The sequence below is a fragment of the Allorhizobium sp. NPDC080224 genome (genome assembly GCF_050281005.1).
GTDB lineage: Bacteria > Pseudomonadota > Alphaproteobacteria > Rhizobiales > Rhizobiaceae > Allorhizobium.
Genome location: NZ_JBNNWJ010000003.1, coordinates 40,191 through 59,739 on the forward strand (window position 1 = coordinate 40,191; position 19,549 = coordinate 59,739).

Consider the following 19,549-nt stretch of genomic DNA (forward strand, 5'->3'; position numbering starts at 1 on the left):
GAGCTACCGGCAGAGCGCTCGTGCTGTGTGGTCTCTTTGCCTGGCAGCAGAGATCATTATCGGCCCTACATTTGATCTCCGACCTAAAGGCGCACACTTCCGGGCTTGCTGCTCGACATAACGCCGCAAATGATTGGAGCTAGTTTTTTTCGCTCTAAAAACGGCTTTCCGGGTTAAATTAGTTGACGACCTTCTGAAGCGGGGTCAATGGCAGCTTGAGATGACCCGACAAAGGCCACGAAGCGCCATGGCTCGTCAAACACGTCCTAGTTGCGCTCCTCAAGCACCTGTTTTTCATCGATTCAACGGAACAGCCCGGCTGCGCTCCCTTGGCAGCCTTATCGCAATTCATGCGCTAAAGGCCATTTGGCCGGCCGCCGAGACCCTGGCTTAGAATTTAAAGCCCATTGTGGCTCGAATAGAGGTCGCAGCCCGCCCATACGACGCCGACCCCAGTTTGCACGGGGCGCCATCCGCCGCTCCCGATCTTAATTGGCCCTGCAAGCGCGGCCAGCAGGGATTTTACAGACCCGTCATTAAGGGGCTCAGGGTGCGTTATTTCACGCGTGTTTGTGGTTCCATGGAACGCCAACATTGGAGATAACTATCTCGTCCCTCACCTTAGGGGGAACGGCGCGGACACGAGGTCCGCGCCTGATCTTCACTCAACGGGAGGAGAGGCTTTGCCGAGCTTAAGAGCAGGCTCCCGGCCCCACACCCGCAACTTCCCGAGTTCGGATACAAAAGCGGCAACCCCCCCTTCACCGGGAAGCACGATCGTGCCTTCGTCGAGATCGTCGGTGATGCCAGCCTTGACGAGAAGCGGGAAAGCGCTCTCGTCGTAGCCGATGAACTTGCAGTGCTGGAATGCGTCCGCCACGAAGTCCCGTGCTGTCGCCTCCTTCACCAAATCCTCAACTGCGGCCGGAGCCGCGAGGACGGCGACGGCGTCGAACAACACCGAGGGGCCACCGTCGATCATGTGCTGCGCCTCTATCCAGGTCCCGTCGGACGCGGTCACGCCTCCGATCTTCGGCGCAATCAACTCGACCAAAGCCTTCTCCTTCTCGATCACCATCATCAGCTTTTTGAGGAGCTTTGCATCGACGCCATCCGTGACAAGCACGCCGAGTTTGCGGCCCTCAAACCGCTTCGGTCCGCCTTGCACGATGCTAAGCGCGGGAGACGGCTCTAGATCCTGACGTGTGGGCATGGCAGCGTCGGCGGGTTTAGGCATTGTCTGGATCCCGAGCTTCTGGGCAACGGTGGTGGCGAGCGTCTCGTCGATGTTCAGCAGGTGCGAGATCATCCGTTCGCGGATAGCGACTGTCTCGACCTTGCTTAGCTCGAACGTGAGTGCCATCGCGATGTGCCGCTGCTCGGGCGGCGTCTGACTGAGGAAAAACTGGCGGGCCTGGCTATAGTGGTCGGCGAAGCTTTCCGGACGCAGCTGCATTTTCTGGCCGTTCTCCTCGGTCGGGAAGTGGCGGTATCCTCGGGACGGGGCCTGCCGGGGACCTTCCCCAAACGAGTTCGGCTGGTAGTTTACCCTGCCGACCGGGTTGCGCATCGCCATGTGCCCGTCCTGCTGGAAGTTGTGGAAGGGACACTTCGGTGCGTTGATGGGAAGGTGCGTGAAATTCGGTCCGCCAAGCCGCTTGAGCTGCGTGTCGAGGTAGGAAAAGTTTCTGCCCTGAAGAAGAGGGTCGTTGCTGAAGTCGATCCCCGGCGGAACGTTGTGTGTCATGAACGCGACCTGCTCGGTCTCCGCGAAGAAGTTGTCCGGCATGCGGTCGAGCACGAGACGGCCGATTGGTTTTACCGGCAACAACTCTTCCGGGATAATCTTTGTCGGATCGAGGACATCGAAGTCCCAGTTGTCGGCAAACTCTTGATCGAAGAGCTGCACAGAAAGTTCCCATTCCGGATAGTTGCCGGATTGGATCGCCTGCCAGAGATCGCGACGATGGAAGTCGGGGTCGGCGCCGTTGATCTTCACAGCCTCGTTCCACACAACCGACTGGAGGCCGAGCTTTGGCTTCCAGTGGAACTTGACGAACGTAGACTCGTCTTTGTCATTGACGAAACGGAAGGTGTGTACACCGAACCCCTCCATGAAACGGAAAGATCGTGGGATGGTGCGGTCGGACATGATCCACATGACCATGTGCATGCTTTCCGGTGTAAGGCTGATGAAGTCCCAGAAGTTGTCGTGGGCGGTCTGCGCCTGGGGAAAGGCCCGGTCCGGCTCCTGCTTTGCGGCATGTACTAAGTCCGGAAACCTGATTGCGTCCTGAATGAAGAAGACAGGGATGTTGTTTCCGACGAGATCCCAGTTGCCTTCCTGCGTATAAAACTTCACGGCGAAACCGCGGACATCACGGGCGAGGTCCGCAGAACCTTTATTGCCGGCGACAGTGGAAAAGCGGACAAAGACAGGCGTCTTTTCACCTGCGCGTTGAAAGATGTCGGCGCGAGTGAGGTCGGCCAAGGATTCATAGGTTTCGAAGAAGCCGTGGGCGCCATAGCCACGTGCGTGAACCACGCGTTCCGGAATTCGCTCGTGGTCGAAGTGGAAGATTTTCTCGCGGAAATGGAAGTCGTCCATCAGCAGCGGACCGCGGGCGCCGATCCGAAGAGAGTTCTGGTCGTCGGTGATTGGTGCGCCTTGCGACGTGGTCAACACGTCGGCACCGTCCTCTGCGATCTGGTGGAGTTCGCCGCCCGCGCCTCGGTGAAGCTGCTGATCATGGATGGTGACAATGTCCGTGGAAGAGGACGAGCGGGTCGCCCGTTTTATACGCTTTGCCATGTTTTTCCCCTTTGGTGATGGCTGGATACAAAAAGGCCGCCCCTGTGGGACGGCCTTGAATAATGAACTGGGCCCTCAGGAAGTCTTGCTTTTGCCCTTGGCGTTCGCAGAGGCCTTCGCGAGCTGCGTGAGCTTTTCGTCTGTCGCTTTCTCCTCGGCGAGGTTGGCCTCCAGCAGGGGTACGGCGTCCTTCAGACCAAGCTGTTTGGCCCACTCGATCAACGTGCCGTAACGGGCGATCTCGTAGTGCTCGACTGCCTGGGCGGATGAGATGAGCCCTGCATCCAGAGCCGCAGACTCTTTGAACTCCTCGATGATCTCTTCGCCTTCGGCAATAATGCCCTGAATGGCTTCGCAGGTCTTGCCGCGCGCCGCCTTTCCGAGCAGTTCGAAGACCTGTTCCAAGCGTTCGATCTGGCCCTGGGTCTCGTCGCGGTGCTGCAGGAAGCCTGCCTTTCCTTCTTCCGAATTGGCGGCGCGGGCCATCTTCGGAAGGGCCTTCAAGATCTGCTTCTCTGCGAAGTAGATATCTTTGAGAGTGTCGAGGAACAGGTCGTCCAGTGTCTTGGTGGCTGCCATTTCATTACTCCGTTTCGATTGAGAATCAGGTCTAAGATTTTGGTTCAGTCAAGCAGGTCTGCGGGGACCTTCCCTCCGTTTTCCGACAGCTTCTTCATGAGAGCCTTGTGAAGAAAAGAGTTCATTTTGGCGCTGCCATCGGCGTCGCCGGTGTAGCCTAGTTCCTGCGCCAGTTCCTTTCGCTCTCCAAGGCTGGCGTCCATGCCGAGAGCCTTCATCAGGTCAACAATTGAGTGGCGCCAGTCGAGCTTTTGGCCAGACGTCTTTGCCGCTTCGTCGAGGATCGATTCGACGTCGACAGGAGCCCGGGAGTTTCCGCTGTAACCAGCGCCTCCTTCCATCTGCGGAGCAGGGTTTGCGGTCTGTGCTGCGGACGGTTCGGGAGTGTTGGCGGCCGGGGTGGCAGCCCCTGATTGGGCGTGCGGTTGAGTGGCAGCCGTGGCTGAAGATGCCGGTGCCGTGGAGCCCATGCTTGACCCTTGCGAGGCAGGCGCAGCATTTGCTTCGCCAAAAATTGCGTCCTTGATGCGGTCGAAGATGCTCATTCATTTCTCCTGCTATGACTCGGTCAGGGCGCTCGATCCGCTCCGGAGCTGCAGCACGCGTGTGTACCCGGCCGTCGCGAAAAATGGATGTGCTGTCGCCCCGCCGATTAACGCGGTGGACAGATCGCGGTTCCTTCTGCCTCAGGCGCGGGAGCAAAATTCCTTCGCGGCGGTCTCCAAGCGCAAGGCTCCCCGGTTCAACGAGCGCGTGGACAGCCGCGATGCTACTTAGTGCACGTTGGTTGGCTTGTTTCTTTACAGGCAGTGTCTCTAAGCGAATGGCTCGAACAAGCCAGTGACTGCTGAGGGCATGCCATATAACTTTAGGCAATACGGCATGACAGCGACGGTAGCGCCGGCTGGATCATGGCGCTTGGCGACCTTCTACTATCAGGACACGTGAGCCATTGTAGCGTTCTACATTGACATTGGCTTCGCGAGCCAAGGCCGGTGCCTAATGTGTCGATGTCGGGCCTATCGTTAGTCTAGCCGTCGACCACGCGGTACAGTAGGTTAAACACGTGCGTCTTGGTCGCCACGCCCGCATCCAGTGTCAGCTCCACAGTCCGGACGAGGCCTTGCTCGTCGTGATGAAGAACGAGAGCAAAGATATCAGCCATTTCACAATCACCGCCGGAGCGGCGAAGCATCTGACCTCGCAACTGCTTGAAGGTCGTCGGTAATTCCGGAAAGGGTGCGCCACTGCGCAGGGCATCGGGTTTGCGCGGGATGACAGCAAAATAATGTCGCCAGTCCTAAGTCGTGCGCGGCGGCTTTTTCCATGGCTCCGCTGTAATCGCCAAAGGCACACACGCTCGCTCGGCACCTCCGCTTTCATAAAGACCCGACAGAAACTCGACAGGAAGACCAGAATTTCTTGGCCGTTTGTCGCCACCAACTTGACAGCTGGTTTTGCTACAACGCCGTGACAACGCGCCACCTGAACCTTGATATAAACTAGTCGATGTCGGTTTACGCGGCGCAGGTCGACAACCTACTGGCGATTGACGAAATCCTTCTTCGCTATGCCAATCTTCAGACAAAGCAGGAAACCTTCTCGCATCCGCAGTAAACCTCAAAATCCACGCAAGCCCATGGGGGATGCGGCGCCTACATTACATTGCCTAAATGTATACGCCTTGCCGACCCGCGACCAACGCCAAACAACGTGGCAATGTCCCTCAAAATAGCGGGGAGGAGATCGTCGAGTGTTTTGGTCGTGACCACTGAATTTCTCTGAGGTGAGTATAGCGCTTCAACGCTTGGCGTTGGAGAGGCTCCGGCGGAGGGATGACCGCTACTATAAATCCTTCGGCTCAAGTGACGAATTGAGAAGGCCGACTACTTGCTGTGAGACCATGGTTTCGTAAAGACAGTATCAGGTGACCACAATTGCATATCAGCCCAATACTCGTTTAAGGTCATCAGATGTATACGGTTTGTCGAGCCAGAGCACACCAGATGGTGAACGGGACCTGTCTGCAGGATCAGGATTTGCCAGACCAGACGCGATGACAATTCTAATTGCCGGCCACCGGGATTGCACCTCAGCAATCAGGGACGTGCCGGATACACCGGGTAGTCCGATATCGGTGATCATCACATTGATCGGGTGATCCTGCAGCATTTTTAATGCCTCATGTGCGTCACCCGCCTCGTACACGACATGGCCCAAATCGCTCACCATGTCGAACGCCGACATTCGGATCAGCGGTTCGTCCTCCACCAACAACACGTTCAGCTGGCGAGGCGCTGCTGCGGGTCCCTTGCTCGGGGACACTCCTTGTGGACTTTGACCGCTTGATCGGTCGAGGCAAGCACGTACTCGATGTGCGAGGTCTTCTCGCGTGTACGGTTTGCTCAGCAGCTCCACATGTTCGTCGAGGCGGCCACCATGAACGATAGAGTTCTCCGTGTATCCTGAGGTGTACAGAACCGGTAATCCGGGAAGCCGCTCTTGAGCCCTTTTAGCCATTTCGTGGCTTTTCAAAGGACCCGGCATGACGACGTCGGTGAATAAGAGGTCGATCGGCATTCCGCTCTCGATGATCGCCAAGCCGCTGGCAGCATCCCTTGCACGCAGAACTTTGTAGCCGAGGTCACTCAGCAATTCGACCACAGTAACTCGCACTTCATCGTCATCTTCGACGACAAGTATGGTTTCGTTGCCGCCGCGAGCGGGACCGGTCCAGTCCGCTGAAACTGCGGCCTCTTGCTGCCTTATCCGCGGCAGATAGATCCGGAACGTTGTGCCTTCCCCTAGCTCGCTATAGACCTTGATGTGCCCATTCGATTGCTTAACCAGACCGTAGACCATGCTCAGGCCAAGACCGGTACCTTGTCCCGGCGGCTTGGTGGTGAAAAAGGGTTCGAACACCTGATCTATGATGTCCTGCGGGATGCCAGTGCCCGTGTCGGTCACTGCTATCATTACATATTGTCCGGGCTCCACGTCGGGATACTGACGCGTGTAGCGGTCATCCAGATATGCGTTGCCTGCCTCAATCGTGAGCTTACCATGTCCGCTCATTGCGTCGCGGGCGTTGATTGCCAGATTGAGGATGGCGTTTTCAACCTGTGTTTCGTCAACCAATGCGTTCCAGAGGCCGCCGGCGATCATGGTTTCAACCTCCACACCCTCTCCAAGCGCACGCCGAAGAAGATCATCCATGCCCCTGACCAGTCGGCCCAAGTTGACGACCTTGGGTGCCAAAGGCTGCCTGCGCCCGAATGCAAGCAGCTGTGCGGCAAGCTTTGCTCCCCGCGAAACCCCAGAAATCGCGTTCTGCACACGCTGCTCGGCGCGAATGTTTCCCGCTACATCACGTGTCAGCAGCTGAAGATTTCCACCGATGACCTGGAGGAGGTTGTTGAAGTCGTGGGCAATCCCACCAGTCAGTTTACCAACTGCTTCCATCTTCTGCGCCTGGCGTAATTGACTTTCAATCGCTTCCCGCTCCGCTACGACTTCATCAACGCGTTTCTGGAGAGCAGCGTTAAAGTTCTCCAGCGCTGCGCGCGCCTCGATTTCAGCAGATATATCCCGCGCTTCGATAACCGTTCCGACTGCTTTCCCACTGTTGTCGCGGATAGGGCTTGCAGTGAACCCTACGGGATAGAAGCTGCCATCCTTGCGAATGAACATCTCCTCACCTTGCACCTGATTCTCTTCTGGAAATGCCCGATCGATCGCACACTCGTGCAAAGGGAAGGGCCGGCCATCCGGATAGGTGTGATGAATGACGTCGTGGAGGGGCCGCCCTTGTGTCTCTTCAAAGGTGTACCCTGTCAGCCGTTCTGCGGCGGGATTCATGTAGACGCACTCTTGGCGATGATCCATCAGGAACACGGCCATCATGGTATTGTTGAGAACAGTATCGAGACGTTGAGAAACGTGTTCCAGTGCGCGAAGCGCTGCGTCACGCTCTGTTGTATCCTCAATGGCTGCGAAAAAGACTGGTCGCGCCTGATCGTGCAGAAGCTGAAGCGCCACAGCAACGTTGTACTCCGAACCATCTCTGCGCTGGTGAACAGTATCAAAATGCTGGACGAGTTTTTCGCCCGTGCGAAGCGGTGCTATCAGACGTTCGAATTCCTCGGGCGTGACGCGTGGTTTTATATCGATCGGGGTCAAGTGGCTCAACTCTTCCATAGAGTAGCCAAGGTTTTCACGTGCCCCCCGATTGACCAGCACAAAATTTAGCGTTTGAGCGTCAAAAATGAAGATTTCGCTCGCCGCGTCCTCAACGATCCGACCCAGCCGTTCGTTGGCTGAGGACGAGGTCATTCGCTGCAACTCGGCAGCCGCCCTGCCGGCGAAGAGTTGAAGCGTTTCCTCTGGTTGGCGGGTACGATCGAATGGCCGGTCGTTGAGAACTGCGAGTAGGCCAATGCTCCGGCCATCCGTGCCTCGCAATGAAACACCGAGATAACTCTGGACTCCCATGTCTGACAACAGTTTGTCGTGCGGGAATATGCCAGCAACGTTTGCCGGATAGAAACACAGATCTTCACCCAGAACGTTCGCACACGGCGTGCCACGTAGATCATATTCGTAATATGTCTGGCGTTGCCCATCGCTCCATCCGGACAAAACTCGAGCCCGCGCCGGATCCGATGGATGGAGGTCGCACAGCATTACCCAACGAACCCCCAACGCTTCGGCGAGGGCTTCTACAATGGCATCTAGGAACTGACGGCCGACAAGCCTCGAGCAGTCGGCAAGCTTCTGCCTTGCGGCATCGACCCGTTTGCGCGCGGTAATATCACGGGCAATCTTTGAAGCACCGATCACAGTCCCGTTCTGGTCTTTGATCGGGGAAACGGCGAGAGAAACCTCAAGGACCTCGCCATCCTTGCGCACGCGCTGTGTCTCAAAGTGGCTTACTCGCTCAGCGCGGGTAATGCGAGCGAGGATTTCATCCTCTTCCGTATGGCGTTCAGATGGAATGATCTGGCTAATGTGCTTTCCGATCATTTCGTCCGATGTATAGCCGAACAGGTTGGCCGCTCCGAAATTCCAGCTTGTTACCACACCGCTGAGCGACACACTGATGATTGCATCCTCGCAGTGCGCCACAATCGCCGCAAAATTGCTTTCGGCAAAAACTTGTTCAGCGGTATCAGTCAATGTTCTGTCCAATCAGAAGGCGGTGATCGAAGCACTGCGCACCAGTTAATTCGCTAGTTATGGCCAGAAAGTATCCGCAGCACAACGATGTCGATTGAAGACTATTCGCTCAGCAACAGGCGGATCTAGTTCAAGGCAATCGCCAGACAGTCCTCAAGTTCATCCAGCGAAAAAGGTTTCGGCAACTGTAGAGCATCAGTAATTCCAGAGGAGGCTCTGGCCGCGCTATCCCCGCTGGCAAAGATGATTTTGACTTTAGGCCATCTATTGCGAACGACGCGGGCCAGTTCTGTCCCTTGCATCCCGGGAAGCCCCACATCAGTCAATAGGACGTCCACCTGTTTCCGTTCAAGCAGCTGAAGAGCATGTTCTGCGCAGTTTGCTTCGTTAACCGAGTGTCCCAATTCTTCGACCATATCCATCGTCGCCATCAGAATGAGCGGTTCGTCTTCAACGATCAAGACTCGTGATGGTTGGCGCTGGACGGTGCTTTTGGGGTCGGTTGACTTTTCGGCTGGCGCTGAGCCGCCAGCTAGGCTACGCGACAGATGCTCGGCGGCAAGGCGTTGCTGCTGTGCGTTGTTGAGCACATGGCGAACTTTCCGCGCCAAGGCCTCCCGCGTGTATGGCTTCGACAGCAACTCTACGCCAGGGTCAAGCTTGCCGCCGTGAACGATTGAATTTTCGGTGTAGCCTGATGTGTAGAGTATGGCCATGTGAGGGAAAAGTGATTTGGTTTGGGCTACGAGTTCCGTGCTGCGCATAGGACCTGGCATGACCACGTCGGTGAACAGCATATCGATATGGACCCCGCTGCTGATGATTGCGAACGCGGACTGCGCATCCTGTGCCTTTAAAACGTGATAGCCGAGATCAGTTAGCAGAGCGACCGAGGTTTCGCGGACACCGTCGTCATCCTCCGCGACGAGTACTGTCTCATCGCCACCCTTGATCGGATACGCGCTCAAATCTGTCAGATCGTCTTCGACCTGTGTTGTCCGTGGCATGTAGAGCCTCATCGTTGTGCCGTATCCGACCTCACTATAGATTTTGAGATGCCCACCAGATTGTTTAAGAAAGCCGTAAACCATCGACAGCCCAAGACCGCTGCCTTTTCCATCGGACTTGGTTGTGAAGAACGGTTCGAGCACCTGTTCTAGCAAGTCTGGAGGGATTCCAGCGCCGGTATCGGTCACGGCTACCATGACGTAGTTTCCTGAAACCACATCATCGTTGAGCCGAGCGTAATCATCATCGAGAACCGAGTTGGAAGCTTCGATTGTCAACCGCCCGCGTCCGCCCATTGCATCACGTGCGTTGATCGCCAAGTTTAGTATCGCGTTTTCCAGCTGGTTGGGATCTATGAGCGCGTTCCACAAACCGCCCGAAACGATGCTTTCTAATTCAATTTCTTCGCCCACTGCTCGCCTAAGCATATCATCCATGTTGTGGATCAGTCGGCGTACGTTCACAACTTTCGGTTCAAGTGGCTGGCGTCTTCCGAAAGCTAATAGCTGTGAGGCAAGCTTTGCCCCCCGGGCAACGCCAGACAGCGCGTTACGCAGTCGTTTCGCAGCTCGCTCATTGCCTTCGACATCTTCGGCCAGGAGTTGAAGATTGCCGCCGACAACTTGTAACAGGTTGTTGAAATCGTGGGCCACGCCGCCGGTCAAGTTGCCTAGAGCTTCCATCTTTTGAGCCTGGCGCAAAGCGGTTTGGGCGGCCTCTCGCTCGTGAGTTTCTTCCTCCAGTCGTTGGTAAGCTTTCTGAAGTTCATAAGTGCGCTCCTCCACTCTGTTCTCCAGCACTTGATTAAGCGCTCGCAGTTGCTCCTCAGCACGCTTCTGGTGGGTTACATCAAAGCCATCTACGAAGATGCCGGTGACCGATCCGCTGTCGCTGACGATAGGTTGGTAAACAAAGTTGAGGTAACGTTCTTCTGTCAGGCTGGCACCTTCGCGCAGGAGCTGAACTTTGACGTTCGTACCCACATACGGCTTCCCCGTCAGGTAAACGCCGTCGAGCAGTTCGAGAAATCCTTGTCCCGCGACTTCTGGGAGGGCTTCTTTTACCGGCAAGCCTTCCAGGTGTCGGTGCCCGACGAGCTGGCGGTAGGCATCGTTCACCAGGTCAAAGACGTGATCAGGCCCGTTCAGAATGCACATGAAACTTGGCGCCTGCTGAAACAGCGTCCGCAATCGCTCGCTCTCCGCAGTTCGAAGTTCCACCTCACTGGACAGTTGCCGGTTGAGCTGTTCCAGAACTGCTGCCGCTCTGTCGCGCAACACGCCGGCTTCAATAAGTGTTGCAGCGCGCCGTTTTTCAGCCGCAAACGCTTCAGCGCTTGCGAGGCGTGAACTGATTTGGCCTGCTATAAGCTTCAGGAAGTCCAAATACTCTTCTGTACAGGATCGGTGAGGGTTAAGCCCTGCGATGAGCACACCCTTGGGGCCTTCCGCTCCTTGTCCCATCAAAGTGATGGCCACTGCTTGCCTTGGCTCCAGTTGCCAGTCTCCAGTAGGAATATCTTGCAGCCCGGTCAGATCCCGCAGACGGATCGCTTGGCTGTCCTCGTCGCTCCGCAAGTTCCAGAAGGTGTCAGAGCTTGTGATGGCTTCCGGTAGAAATGGATGACAATTGTTCGCACCGCAGACCCATTGCCGATGGGCAGTGCCATGCTTGTCGAAAAGGTAAAGAGCACTGAAGGGAAGATCCTTGAGATTACTGACCAGCGCGGCACGCGAAGCGGCAAGCACCTCAGCCTTAGCATCTGCAGCTGCCAACCCAGACAGCAATGTTCGCATCGTTCCCATGCGCCGTTCACTGATTATGCGCTCGGTTTCTTCCGTGACAGCGCAGAATACGCCCTGCACCTTGCCGTCGTCCCCTAGCAAAGGGCTATAAGAAAAGGTGTGATAAGTCTCTTCCGGATACGCGTCCCGTTCCAAGAGCAGCAAAAGCGCGCGGTCCCAAGTGGCCTGTCCAGTTTCGTAAACCGTCGACAAGCGATCCTTGATATCCTCCCAGATTTCGGCCCACAGGACCTGTGTCGGCGTTCCGAGGGCATTAGGGTGCTTGTTTCCGAGTGTCGGCCGATATGCATCATTATAGAAGAACGTGATTTCTGGCCCCCACCCCAGCCACATCTCGAACTTTGACGTCAGGAGAACGCGAAGCGCGACTTTTAGACCCTGCGGCCATTAATTCGGCGGCCCAAGGGGCGTTTGTGCCCAGTCATGCTGACGCATCATGAGCGCCATTTCGCTATTGCCGATGAAGATGTCTTGTTGTGGATCTGTTAGTGTGAAGTCCATTACGCCCGCCAATTAACACCGCGCAGCGCGGAGCCATTTAACGCAGTGCCGTCAAATAAGTTCCGAAAATTGTAGCCGTTTCGGGATCCGATGGAAGGGAATGGACGGGGATGATGCCGTTATGCGCCGCTTGGTTCCGCCTTGGAATCTTGTCGCTTGCTGCTCACGGTGCCGTGGGTGCATACGTTTCCTCTTTCATCCAGCCCGATCTGACCCCGCAAACTCTTCGCTCGCATGATTGCGTCCAGCTCACGCGCCGACGGTCCGAATTTCGTATGCAACCGCGCGGCTTCGTCCGCAGGCAAATCATATTTGACCTGAAATTCCTCCAGCGAGTAACGTATGCTCGACTGTGATCGATATTTCACGGGTATTGTCATTGCGCCTCTCGAAACGCCCAAACAGAAAGTGCGCTGGATGAGGTAGGAGCTCGCCTGCCAGTTCGTTGGCCATAAGGTGAAACCGGAAAAACCCTCATATTCTCCATGTCATCGAGTCCGGTTGACACAGCACACTTTCCGCGGGCAAGAACGCGGGATCGCCAAACTGGTTCCCCGATTGGCTGAGAAAAACAGGGTTGCCCATCGTTGTGGGTGCCACTCCTGAGCATTTGCGGAGCGCTATGACCACTGAAGCTGACGTCGTGGAGTGCCTGCCGGCCCTAGAAAAATTCTTCTATCTCATGACAGGGGACGACAACAGGAGTTACGAGGCCACCAGCTTGACACTTCTCATCGCAAAAGGCCGTTTGGGTCGCCGCCGTCTGTTTCCCAGCACTTTGGCCTGGCTGCTGAACGTGCTTTGGTCGGAGGTGCTGCAAACCGCTTCGTTTTCACCCGTCAGCCACCTGGATATTGGTGCGCTGATCTCGTTGTCACAAATTCCACTTCCTGAACGGGCCGTGCTGGTTCTGGTTGACGGGTACAAGCTAGACTTATCAACAACAGCGCTTGTCATTGCCGAACCAGTCGAAACGATTTCCGATAGGCTGGAGCATGCCCGGGTCATGTTTTCGAAGCTCGCCGGATTTGCGGAAAGTCGCTCACCGGCCTGTTGCCCACAAGACGATTCGTAGCGTCGTTTGTACAAAATGGCTGCAGTCGTAGCTTGCTGCCGTTAACTGTGCATGGCGTATCACTAACTTTTGATGGGACTGATATGCCGATCCGTCAAAACACTATTGCCAATTGACTGGGCTCTTCTAACTCTCGACGCATGATTCACGATATTGCCCATAAGCTGAATTCACCGCTGCGCCCCGACGACTTATCCGTCCTCCACTATGTGTTGACTCGTGTCTGTGAGCTTCGCGGCGAGGCCAGTACTCCGCCTCAGGCGGAAAAAGACGCGAAGCTACTGATCAATCTGTACCAAAATGGCGTTCGGAATCGGCACCAGCTTGTACCGATGTTGACCGGAAAGAAGTTTCCATAAGCTGCAGAGACTGCGGCGGTCGTACGCGGTCCGGTACCGTCAGAACGCATTTGCAATCAAAGCATTTACCGCTCTTGGTCGAGCAGGCGCGATGCTCGGCCGCTGCGACGCTGGGCACTGTTGTAGTAGCGTGATGCCTGCTGAACGGATCGATGCCGCGACTGCTCCATCGCTTCGGGAAGAGGGATGCCAAGATTGGCGGCTTCTGTCAGGTAGCCGGATCGCAGCCCGTGGGCCGAAAACTCCCCTGGATCTAACCCAGCCATTTCGGCGCGCTGCTTGACTATATCGTTGACGGCTTTCGGGTCCATCGGACGGCGCGAAACATTTCCCCACCTGTCAATGGCCCTGAAGACACTGCCCGCGTCGATTTTTGCAACCGCAAGCCACGCGTTCAGCGCATCGACTGGTCGCCCGCTGAGGTAGACAACTTCATCATTGTCGGCGCCGCTGGTCTTCGTGCGCCCAAGATGAATGGAAAGGGAAGGTAGGGGAGGGGCCCCGTCAATCTGGATCGGTTCTTCCGGCCGCAGCTGCTCGACCCTGAGGCTGGCGATTTCGCTGCGGCGACGGCCGCCAGAGCCGAAGGCGACCATCACGATCGCCCGGTCTCTGAGATCACGCAGGCTCCCGGTCGAGCAGGTTGCGATGAGTCTGGAAAGAATATCGCCTGTGACGGCCTTGGCGCTTTTCCGCTTCCTTGGCCGCGGTGTCGCACGCACGGCCAGTCGAATAGCGGATTTAAGGGCAGGGGAGCTGAAAAAGCCATTGAGCCCGCGCCATTTCGTCAGCGTCGACCAGGTGGCCAGGCGCCGGCGCACGGTGTCAGGCGCATGCGGTCCGACCGTCCGCAGAAATCCTTGGTTCCGGAGCTTGTCGTCGACATCTGCCGGCATCCCGTGTTCCGGGTCCGTCAGACGCTTCTCAACGTTCCACAGGTGATGCGCGACGAATTTCAGAAGGAGCGCTTCGGGTGCTGGCCAGGGAAGCGAGCGTCCTGTCGCCGCCAGCGACCAAGCCTGCAGGTAGGCAAGATCGGAGGTCAGCGCGCGCAGCGTGTTGGCACCCATGCCCTCGTTGACCAGATGGCGAAGGGTCTCGATGTCCTGATCGGTCAGCAATTCCGCCAGTTCGTCGCGCCGCTCCATCGGCAACACTGCAGCAATGGTGTCGAGTTCTGCGACGCGCTGGGCCAACGCATCCGGTTCAGTCGCCATGCGCATACGGCCCGAGGACGGTGAGACCTTCCTTGCGAGCCGCATTGGCGAGCTTCCGGTCCAGAGTTGCCAAAGGCAAGTTCCTGTTGAGTGCCAGGGAGAGATAGGCTGCGTCGTAGGCGCTGATGACATGGCTTGCGGTCAAGAGCAGGATCGCGCTGTCGCTGCCAATCCCGGCATCGTCGATCGGCAATCTGCGCAACCGTTCCATGGAAATCAATGCGCCACCCGTTCCGAGCCGCCCTCGCCGTTCGGCCATCGCCAAGATATTGCGAACCTCGAACCAGAATAGAGACGGGGCGATGCAGGCATCCGATATCGTCGCGACCACCGCATCGGCGGAATCTGTAAATTCTTCAGGAAGCAACCAGGCGATTGCCATCGATGCATCAATCACAAAATCCGTCACCGGCGCCCCTCGTTGCGCCACGTCATGATCTCCTCATGCGTCACGGGCTGCATCTTGGCGCGCGCGGCTCGCACCTCTTCGAGCAGAATTTGCCGGTCGGTCTCTTTGCGAACGCGCGAGAGCCGCACAATCGGGTCGTTGCCCCGCGCGATAATGACGTCTTCGCCGGCCTCGACACGCGCCAACAACTCCGAAAGATGCGCCTTGGCCTCTGATATCTTGACGGTAGTGCTCATCGGACGCTTTCTCCAGTTCGGATTTCCACATCTTAGGCATTTGTCTTGGGGTTGGTCAACCTAACAGACTCGCACACCCCCGATAAGGGTTACTTATCGGAGGTCAGGCCCTCAACTGTCAATTATACGATGTGAGGAACCGTAATATTCATATAGAGTTTTTTTAAGAAATCATTTACCATGATTTCAATGGCTTACGGTCTCTCGAAAATCAGCATAAACGCCCTGATGCGGCCGGCCTTCGACGCCGGTACCGCGCTTACGCGTCTGGACGAGCGTATTTCCCGTTCACCGGTTGGCCAGGGCTGGATCGAACGATCCCATTTCTCTGATGCCTGTGCCTCGCTGTGGATGGACGGCGAACTCGTCCACCTGGAAGACCTCGTCCTCCACGACGCCACCCGCGATATTCGCACGCCCACCCATGAGCTGACAATCGCCCGCGACGTGTTGCGCACCCGCAGGCGCATCGCCGCCCAACCACCCGGCTGGGCGTTTTCCGCCGACGGCATCCGCTCGCTACGGAAAACGTCGGAGATCGGGTCAGGCGGCGGGGACGAGGCAACGGCCGCCGATGCTATCCGGCCCGCGGTCGCGAACGATCCGCAAGGGGAGGGGGACGTCGCAGACGACGTCGAAAACCTGCCCGGCGTCGACTATGCTGCTATCGATGCGCTACTCGCGCGCTCTGACGCTGCGATCAAACGAGCCAAAAAGCCCGGCCGGGCTCCGGCCGATCCGCTTGTCTATGATCTCGACTGGGACGAGGATGCCCGGCTCGATGAATGGCATGGCGTATTGCGTCAGGCCGAAAACTTGCCGGCGGTGCTGCAGGCCATCGTCGCCCTCGATGCCTGGAACGAGCTTGCCGTCCTGCAGCATGCACCTTGGCTCGGCCGGCTATTTGCCGCCTCCATCCTGCGCCAGGCCGGCGTCACGTCAGGCGCGCACCTGGCCACCATCAATCTGGGCCTCAAAACAATTCCGGTCGACCGGCGCCGGCATCGTGATCGGGAGAGCCGGTTGCTCGCCATTGCTCACGGATTCTTGGCGGCCGCCGAGATCGGCTTGAAAGAGCATGACCGGCTGACTCTTGCGAAAACGATGATGGACCGAAAGCTGGAGGGACGGCGGACGTCGTCAAAACTGCCGGAGCTGGTTGAGCTGGTGATTGCAAAGCCATTGGTGTCGGCCGGCATGGTCGCAAAGACGCTCGAGGTGACGCCGCAGGCGGCGCGGCGGATCGTGTTGGAGCTTGGGCTCCGCGAGATGACGGGGAGGGGGAGGTTTCGGGCGTGGGGCGTGTTGTAGGGGTAAACGCCTAAGGCGCCGCTGTCTTATGCGTTCGCTTACGAGGAGTTGTGTTGGCTGCGGTCATGAGCGATTCACAACACAGAATTAGCTGGATGCCGTAGGATTGAGACGCTTGGCGCACAAAGTCCTTCGTGACGAAAAACGTCATAAAGGCCGAATGAAAAACAACAGCGATGATCGCCGTCACCAATCTACCCGATGAGTCCAACGCCGGCAGATCGAGAGGCAAGTCCACCATCATTGCAATTAAGCACGACAGAAGGACCAGGAAATTTAGGATAAGGGCAACCGGCTTTAGGCCAAGTAGGTTTCTCCGAAATCCGTAGCTTGATAGCTCGTCAGCCAGAATGCGGAATTTCTTCTTGTCACGGGTATTATCTCTCAGCCAAGTTCCCGCGCTCAAATAGAACTGGCGCGCGGCTTCCGGGGTGGAAATTTCGCTGTCTGCCGATGGTTGGGACACATCGAGTTGCCTCGCAACGAAGTCTCGATACCGATCCTTGGATATCGTATCGATCACCTGGTTCTCGCGAAACCACAGCTCCGGCGTTGTTCGTGTGCCGAGTTTTGCTTCGACCTTTTTCCCTAGGTAACGTGCGAGGTCCGCAAAAGCCAAAAGCAGGACGAATGCCATCGTAGCTGAAATGGCCTGGGAAACACTGAAGTGATCCCAAGGAATGATTAAGAACAAGAAGGCAAGCGTAGGCAATCCGGCGATGAGGGCAGGTACAATCCTAGCTCTAATTGTGTAGGCATCGAAAAGCTTGAGAATACCCAATTCACGCTCCCTTCTCTGAAACGCGATAGGCTGTCGCTAGGACTGACTTTTCGTTGGTGGCCCCCGAAGCCTCCACAACCAGTCCGTGATATTCGGAGGGCGTCCGGATCAGAATTACGGCTGGAAATCTCTGGCCAAACGCTAATTGAACGCCCGTGGCGTAGTCAGTTTTTGACGCTGAAGTATCAGAAAGGTGGTTGTGCCAAGTTCCAACCGGGTAGAGCGTTCCATGGCTTCGGGCTGCATGTTCTGCAATGAGTTCCGGCAGTCCGGCGATGCCAAGGGAGAAAAGGCTGGCGGTAAACTTGCTGTCCGCGGGAGCCTCGATGAGATCAACAATGTGAAAGCTGTTGGTGCTTTCATTGAAGCGGCCGATCAGAACGCCACCTGTCTCCACGCCCTGGAATAACCCAATCGTCTTGTCAATCTGATTTGAGACATGTTGCGATATCCGGACGGAAGGTGCGTCTTGATGGTCGCCTGTTAGCTTAATGAAACTAGGGATCTCATGTTTCCACCACGTTTGACTGAGCAAGTCGTCAGCCACGAGACCGATAGTTATGGTTCCAAGGCCTTCAGTAAGGCCCTCGTTGAGTAGCTTTGAAATTTGTCTCGCCATGGCCGGGATTGGTGCTGAAAGACAGGCATCCGACATCCGAGCTGTGACTGTTGAACAGCCTTGGCCAATGGAGACAGTAGTTCCGTCACTGTTGAATGCAAGGTTGCGTAAAGTCTCATTGGCCGCGAAGATGCGATAACTCTCGGCTGCAAGGTCTTGGACTGTTGGGTCGATGCCGGGCCCCTCTAACCCAAGATAGGCGATGCGGCCGTCAGCAAAAAGGCTCGTTTCGACGACACGGGGTCGGGACTCGACTATTCTCGGCAAGCAGAGCGCATCCGTCACAGATGGTGAGCCCGTTGCGTCAACGAGGATCTGCGTATCGCGCGGCCACGCAACCTTCCATTCTTCGCTCGTCCCCTCAGAGGCAAGCCAATTGACATCTGAATAGTAGCCGGTCGAGGCACCTCCAAGCATTTTGACTGAATAGCTTAATGCCTGAGCTTTGACGTCATTCAGCGCGTCAAATCGAGACAGCGGAAGTAGACCGTGCCTGCTATAGTTGTGAGGGCGCATCAAGCCACTGTCGATAACAACCCTCGGCCCTTTTCCCTCTCTGGCGAGATGAAGCGCCAGTTTGGATCCGACGCTGCCCGCGCCGAGTAAGGTCCAGTTCGGTGGGTCCGTGACGTCTTCACCTCCGCTCATGGCTGCCATAAGCTTCGAACTGACCGCCTCTCTGTGGGCGGCCAATCGTACAGGGCAGAGGCTGCCAGGCGCCAAGTCGTCCGGCGTTGAAACTTCAATAACGTACGGGAGGATCTCAATCCGAGATCCATGTCCGATGATCCCCATCGGCCGGCGAACGAGAAGGGTGACTGCTATCACCTTCGGGACGCCAGCTGGTATCCCGTTAAGCCGCCTGCGGATCAACCCAAGCTGCGAATCGAGCTGTCTGAAAAGGCCGAAGGAGGTGGCGCGTTCAAATAGATCCCCGACATTCGCTACTGTTTCCGGAGAATAGGCTGCGGCGATGAGCTCTCCGCCCTCCGGAGAGCGACCAGGCCAAACGACGACCGCAATGCCGATCTGCCCATACTGTCTCTGGAGGGCTTGCGCTACGTTTTCTCTAAGTTGCAGCCGTTCAAGTACGTGACAACACATCGAGCGACGGTTGCCTTCGCCGATCGTCGTAAACGGGGTCCTGAAAAAAACGCCTCCACCGTCTTTGGTGACTAGTGCTCGAAGGGCGTCTGCATCAACCTCCACGTAGTCGTCAAGGCGATCGCGTCGCACCGGTTCCCAACCTTGGCTCGGGTCAATGAGTTCCGCCGCCGCCGCTTTTTCTAGCCAGCTGGCAAGCTGTGACATGACACCGTGCATCCCACGGAGCCGCAGAAAGTCATGCGGGTGACCGTCAATGTAGCATGGTCGAGGCGGCTGATCTGGGCTCCCGGGCAATAGATGCGGGTGCGATCGATCAAAGTCGTGCCGGAGGGCGACTTCCGGGCATCTATTCGGATAGTGTTCCGAGAATTGGATCGTGACAGGCTCAACCGCAAAAACGCCGTTCGGACTGGCGCCCTCTGCTTGCCATCGGCTACCCAGACCAGCATCGACATGAGCCACTAGCGACATGTCCTGTTCGAGGTTGTTCTCAACCCGAACGACACGAGGATGCGCCAGTATTTGGCGCACCGCTCTCTGGATTGCGGGGGACGG

Annotated in this window: 12 protein-coding genes and 1 pseudogene; 2 read left to right on the forward strand and 11 right to left on the reverse strand. The window is 56.8% G+C overall.

Annotated elements, in window-relative coordinates:
• Window positions 1-661: 661 nt before the first annotated feature.
• The 6 genes and pseudogenes from catE to ACQKP1_RS20835 form a co-directional block, all read right to left on the reverse strand.
• Window positions 662-2,812 (reverse strand): catalase C, encoded by a 2,151-nt coding sequence (catE, locus tag ACQKP1_RS20810; protein WP_427276842.1) that lies wholly within the window; start codon window positions 2,810-2,812, stop codon window positions 662-664.
• A 75-nt stretch (window positions 2,813-2,887) separates the two neighbouring features.
• A complete protein-coding gene (locus ACQKP1_RS20815; protein ID WP_427276843.1) occupies window positions 2,888-3,391 on the reverse strand; it encodes a ferritin-like domain-containing protein in 504 nt (167 codons plus the stop codon).
• 44 nt (window positions 3,392-3,435) lie between these two features.
• On the reverse strand, window positions 3,436-3,936 hold the full coding sequence (locus ACQKP1_RS20820; RefSeq protein WP_427276844.1) for a DUF3597 domain-containing protein: 501 nt from the start codon (window positions 3,934-3,936) through the stop codon (window positions 3,436-3,438).
• Window positions 3,937-4,424: 488 nt separating this feature from the next.
• Window positions 4,425-4,691, reverse strand: a pseudogene (locus ACQKP1_RS20825) (IS21 family transposase); the annotation flags it as partial.
• Between the two features lie 644 nt (window positions 4,692-5,335).
• The gene (locus ACQKP1_RS20830) at window positions 5,336-8,566 is read right to left on the reverse strand and encodes a PAS domain S-box protein (protein WP_427276845.1); all 3,231 of its coding nucleotides are present in this window, start codon (window positions 8,564-8,566) and stop codon (window positions 5,336-5,338) included.
• A gap of 125 nt (window positions 8,567-8,691) precedes the next feature.
• Window positions 8,692-11,712 (reverse strand): response regulator, encoded by a 3,021-nt coding sequence (locus tag ACQKP1_RS20835; protein ID WP_427276846.1) that lies wholly within the window; start codon window positions 11,710-11,712, stop codon window positions 8,692-8,694.
• 790 nt (window positions 11,713-12,502) lie between these two features.
• On the opposite strand from ACQKP1_RS20835, the gene ACQKP1_RS20840 reads away from it, so the two are divergent.
• On the forward strand, window positions 12,503-12,955 hold the full coding sequence (locus ACQKP1_RS20840) for a hypothetical protein (RefSeq protein WP_427276847.1): 453 nt from the start codon (window positions 12,503-12,505) through the stop codon (window positions 12,953-12,955).
• Between the two features lie 424 nt (window positions 12,956-13,379).
• Here ACQKP1_RS20840 and ACQKP1_RS20845 read toward each other — a convergent pair whose 3' ends face one another.
• The 3 genes from ACQKP1_RS20845 to ACQKP1_RS20855 are packed head-to-tail and all read right to left on the reverse strand — an operon-like array spanning window position 13,380 to window position 15,176.
• Window positions 13,380-14,531 carry a site-specific integrase gene (locus ACQKP1_RS20845; RefSeq protein WP_427276848.1) on the reverse strand — a complete coding sequence of 384 codons (1,152 nt, stop codon included), beginning with the start codon at window positions 14,529-14,531 and terminating at the stop codon, window positions 13,380-13,382.
• On the reverse strand, window positions 14,521-14,961 hold the full coding sequence (locus tag ACQKP1_RS20850) for a type II toxin-antitoxin system VapC family toxin (RefSeq protein WP_427276849.1): 441 nt from the start codon (window positions 14,959-14,961) through the stop codon (window positions 14,521-14,523). Before ACQKP1_RS20850 ends, ACQKP1_RS20845 begins: the two co-directional genes overlap by 11 nt.
• Window positions 14,937-15,176 carry a type II toxin-antitoxin system Phd/YefM family antitoxin gene (locus ACQKP1_RS20855; RefSeq protein WP_427276850.1) on the reverse strand — a complete coding sequence of 80 codons (240 nt, stop codon included), beginning with the start codon at window positions 15,174-15,176 and terminating at the stop codon, window positions 14,937-14,939. Before ACQKP1_RS20855 ends, ACQKP1_RS20850 begins: the two co-directional genes overlap by 25 nt.
• 180 nt (window positions 15,177-15,356) lie before the next feature.
• On the opposite strand from ACQKP1_RS20855, the gene ACQKP1_RS20860 reads away from it, so the two are divergent.
• Window positions 15,357-16,487: an RHE_PE00001 family protein gene (locus ACQKP1_RS20860; RefSeq protein WP_427276851.1), complete on the forward strand. Its 1,131-nt coding sequence runs from the start codon at window positions 15,357-15,359 to the stop codon at window positions 16,485-16,487.
• Window positions 16,488-16,497: 10 nt separating this feature from the next.
• Here ACQKP1_RS20860 and ACQKP1_RS20865 read toward each other — a convergent pair whose 3' ends face one another.
• Window positions 16,498-17,268 carry a hypothetical protein gene (locus tag ACQKP1_RS20865; protein WP_427276852.1) on the reverse strand — a complete coding sequence of 257 codons (771 nt, stop codon included), beginning with the start codon at window positions 17,266-17,268 and terminating at the stop codon, window positions 16,498-16,500.
• A gap of 1 nt (window position 17,269) precedes the next feature.
• The gene (locus ACQKP1_RS20870) at window positions 17,270-19,525 is read right to left on the reverse strand and encodes a hypothetical protein (RefSeq protein WP_427276853.1); all 2,256 of its coding nucleotides are present in this window, start codon (window positions 19,523-19,525) and stop codon (window positions 17,270-17,272) included.
• Between the last annotated feature and the right edge of the window lie 24 nt (window positions 19,526-19,549).

Bases quoted from the DNA above. Each gene is read 5' to 3' on its own strand.
- ACQKP1_RS20855 (WP_427276850.1), bottom strand. From the start codon at position 15,176: ATGAGCACTACCGTCAAGATATCAGAGGCCAAGGCGCATCTTTCGGAG.
- ACQKP1_RS20820 (WP_427276844.1), bottom strand. From the start codon at position 3,936: ATGAGCATCTTCGACCGCATCAAGGACGCAATTTTTGGCGAAGCAAAT.
- ACQKP1_RS20840 (WP_427276847.1), top strand. From the start codon at position 12,503: ATGACCACTGAAGCTGACGTCGTGGAGTGCCTGCCGGCCCTAGAAAAA.
- ACQKP1_RS20845 (WP_427276848.1), bottom strand. From the start codon at position 14,531: ATGGCGACTGAACCGGATGCGTTGGCCCAGCGCGTCGCAGAACTCGAC.
- ACQKP1_RS20815 (WP_427276843.1), bottom strand. From the start codon at position 3,391: ATGGCAGCCACCAAGACACTGGACGACCTGTTCCTCGACACTCTCAAA.
- ACQKP1_RS20835 (WP_427276846.1), bottom strand. From the start codon at position 11,712: ATGTGGCTGGGGTGGGGGCCAGAAATCACGTTCTTCTATAATGATGCA.
- catE (WP_427276842.1), bottom strand. From the start codon at position 2,812: ATGGCAAAGCGTATAAAACGGGCGACCCGCTCGTCCTCTTCCACGGAC.
- ACQKP1_RS20860 (WP_427276851.1), top strand. From the start codon at position 15,357: ATGATTTCAATGGCTTACGGTCTCTCGAAAATCAGCATAAACGCCCTG.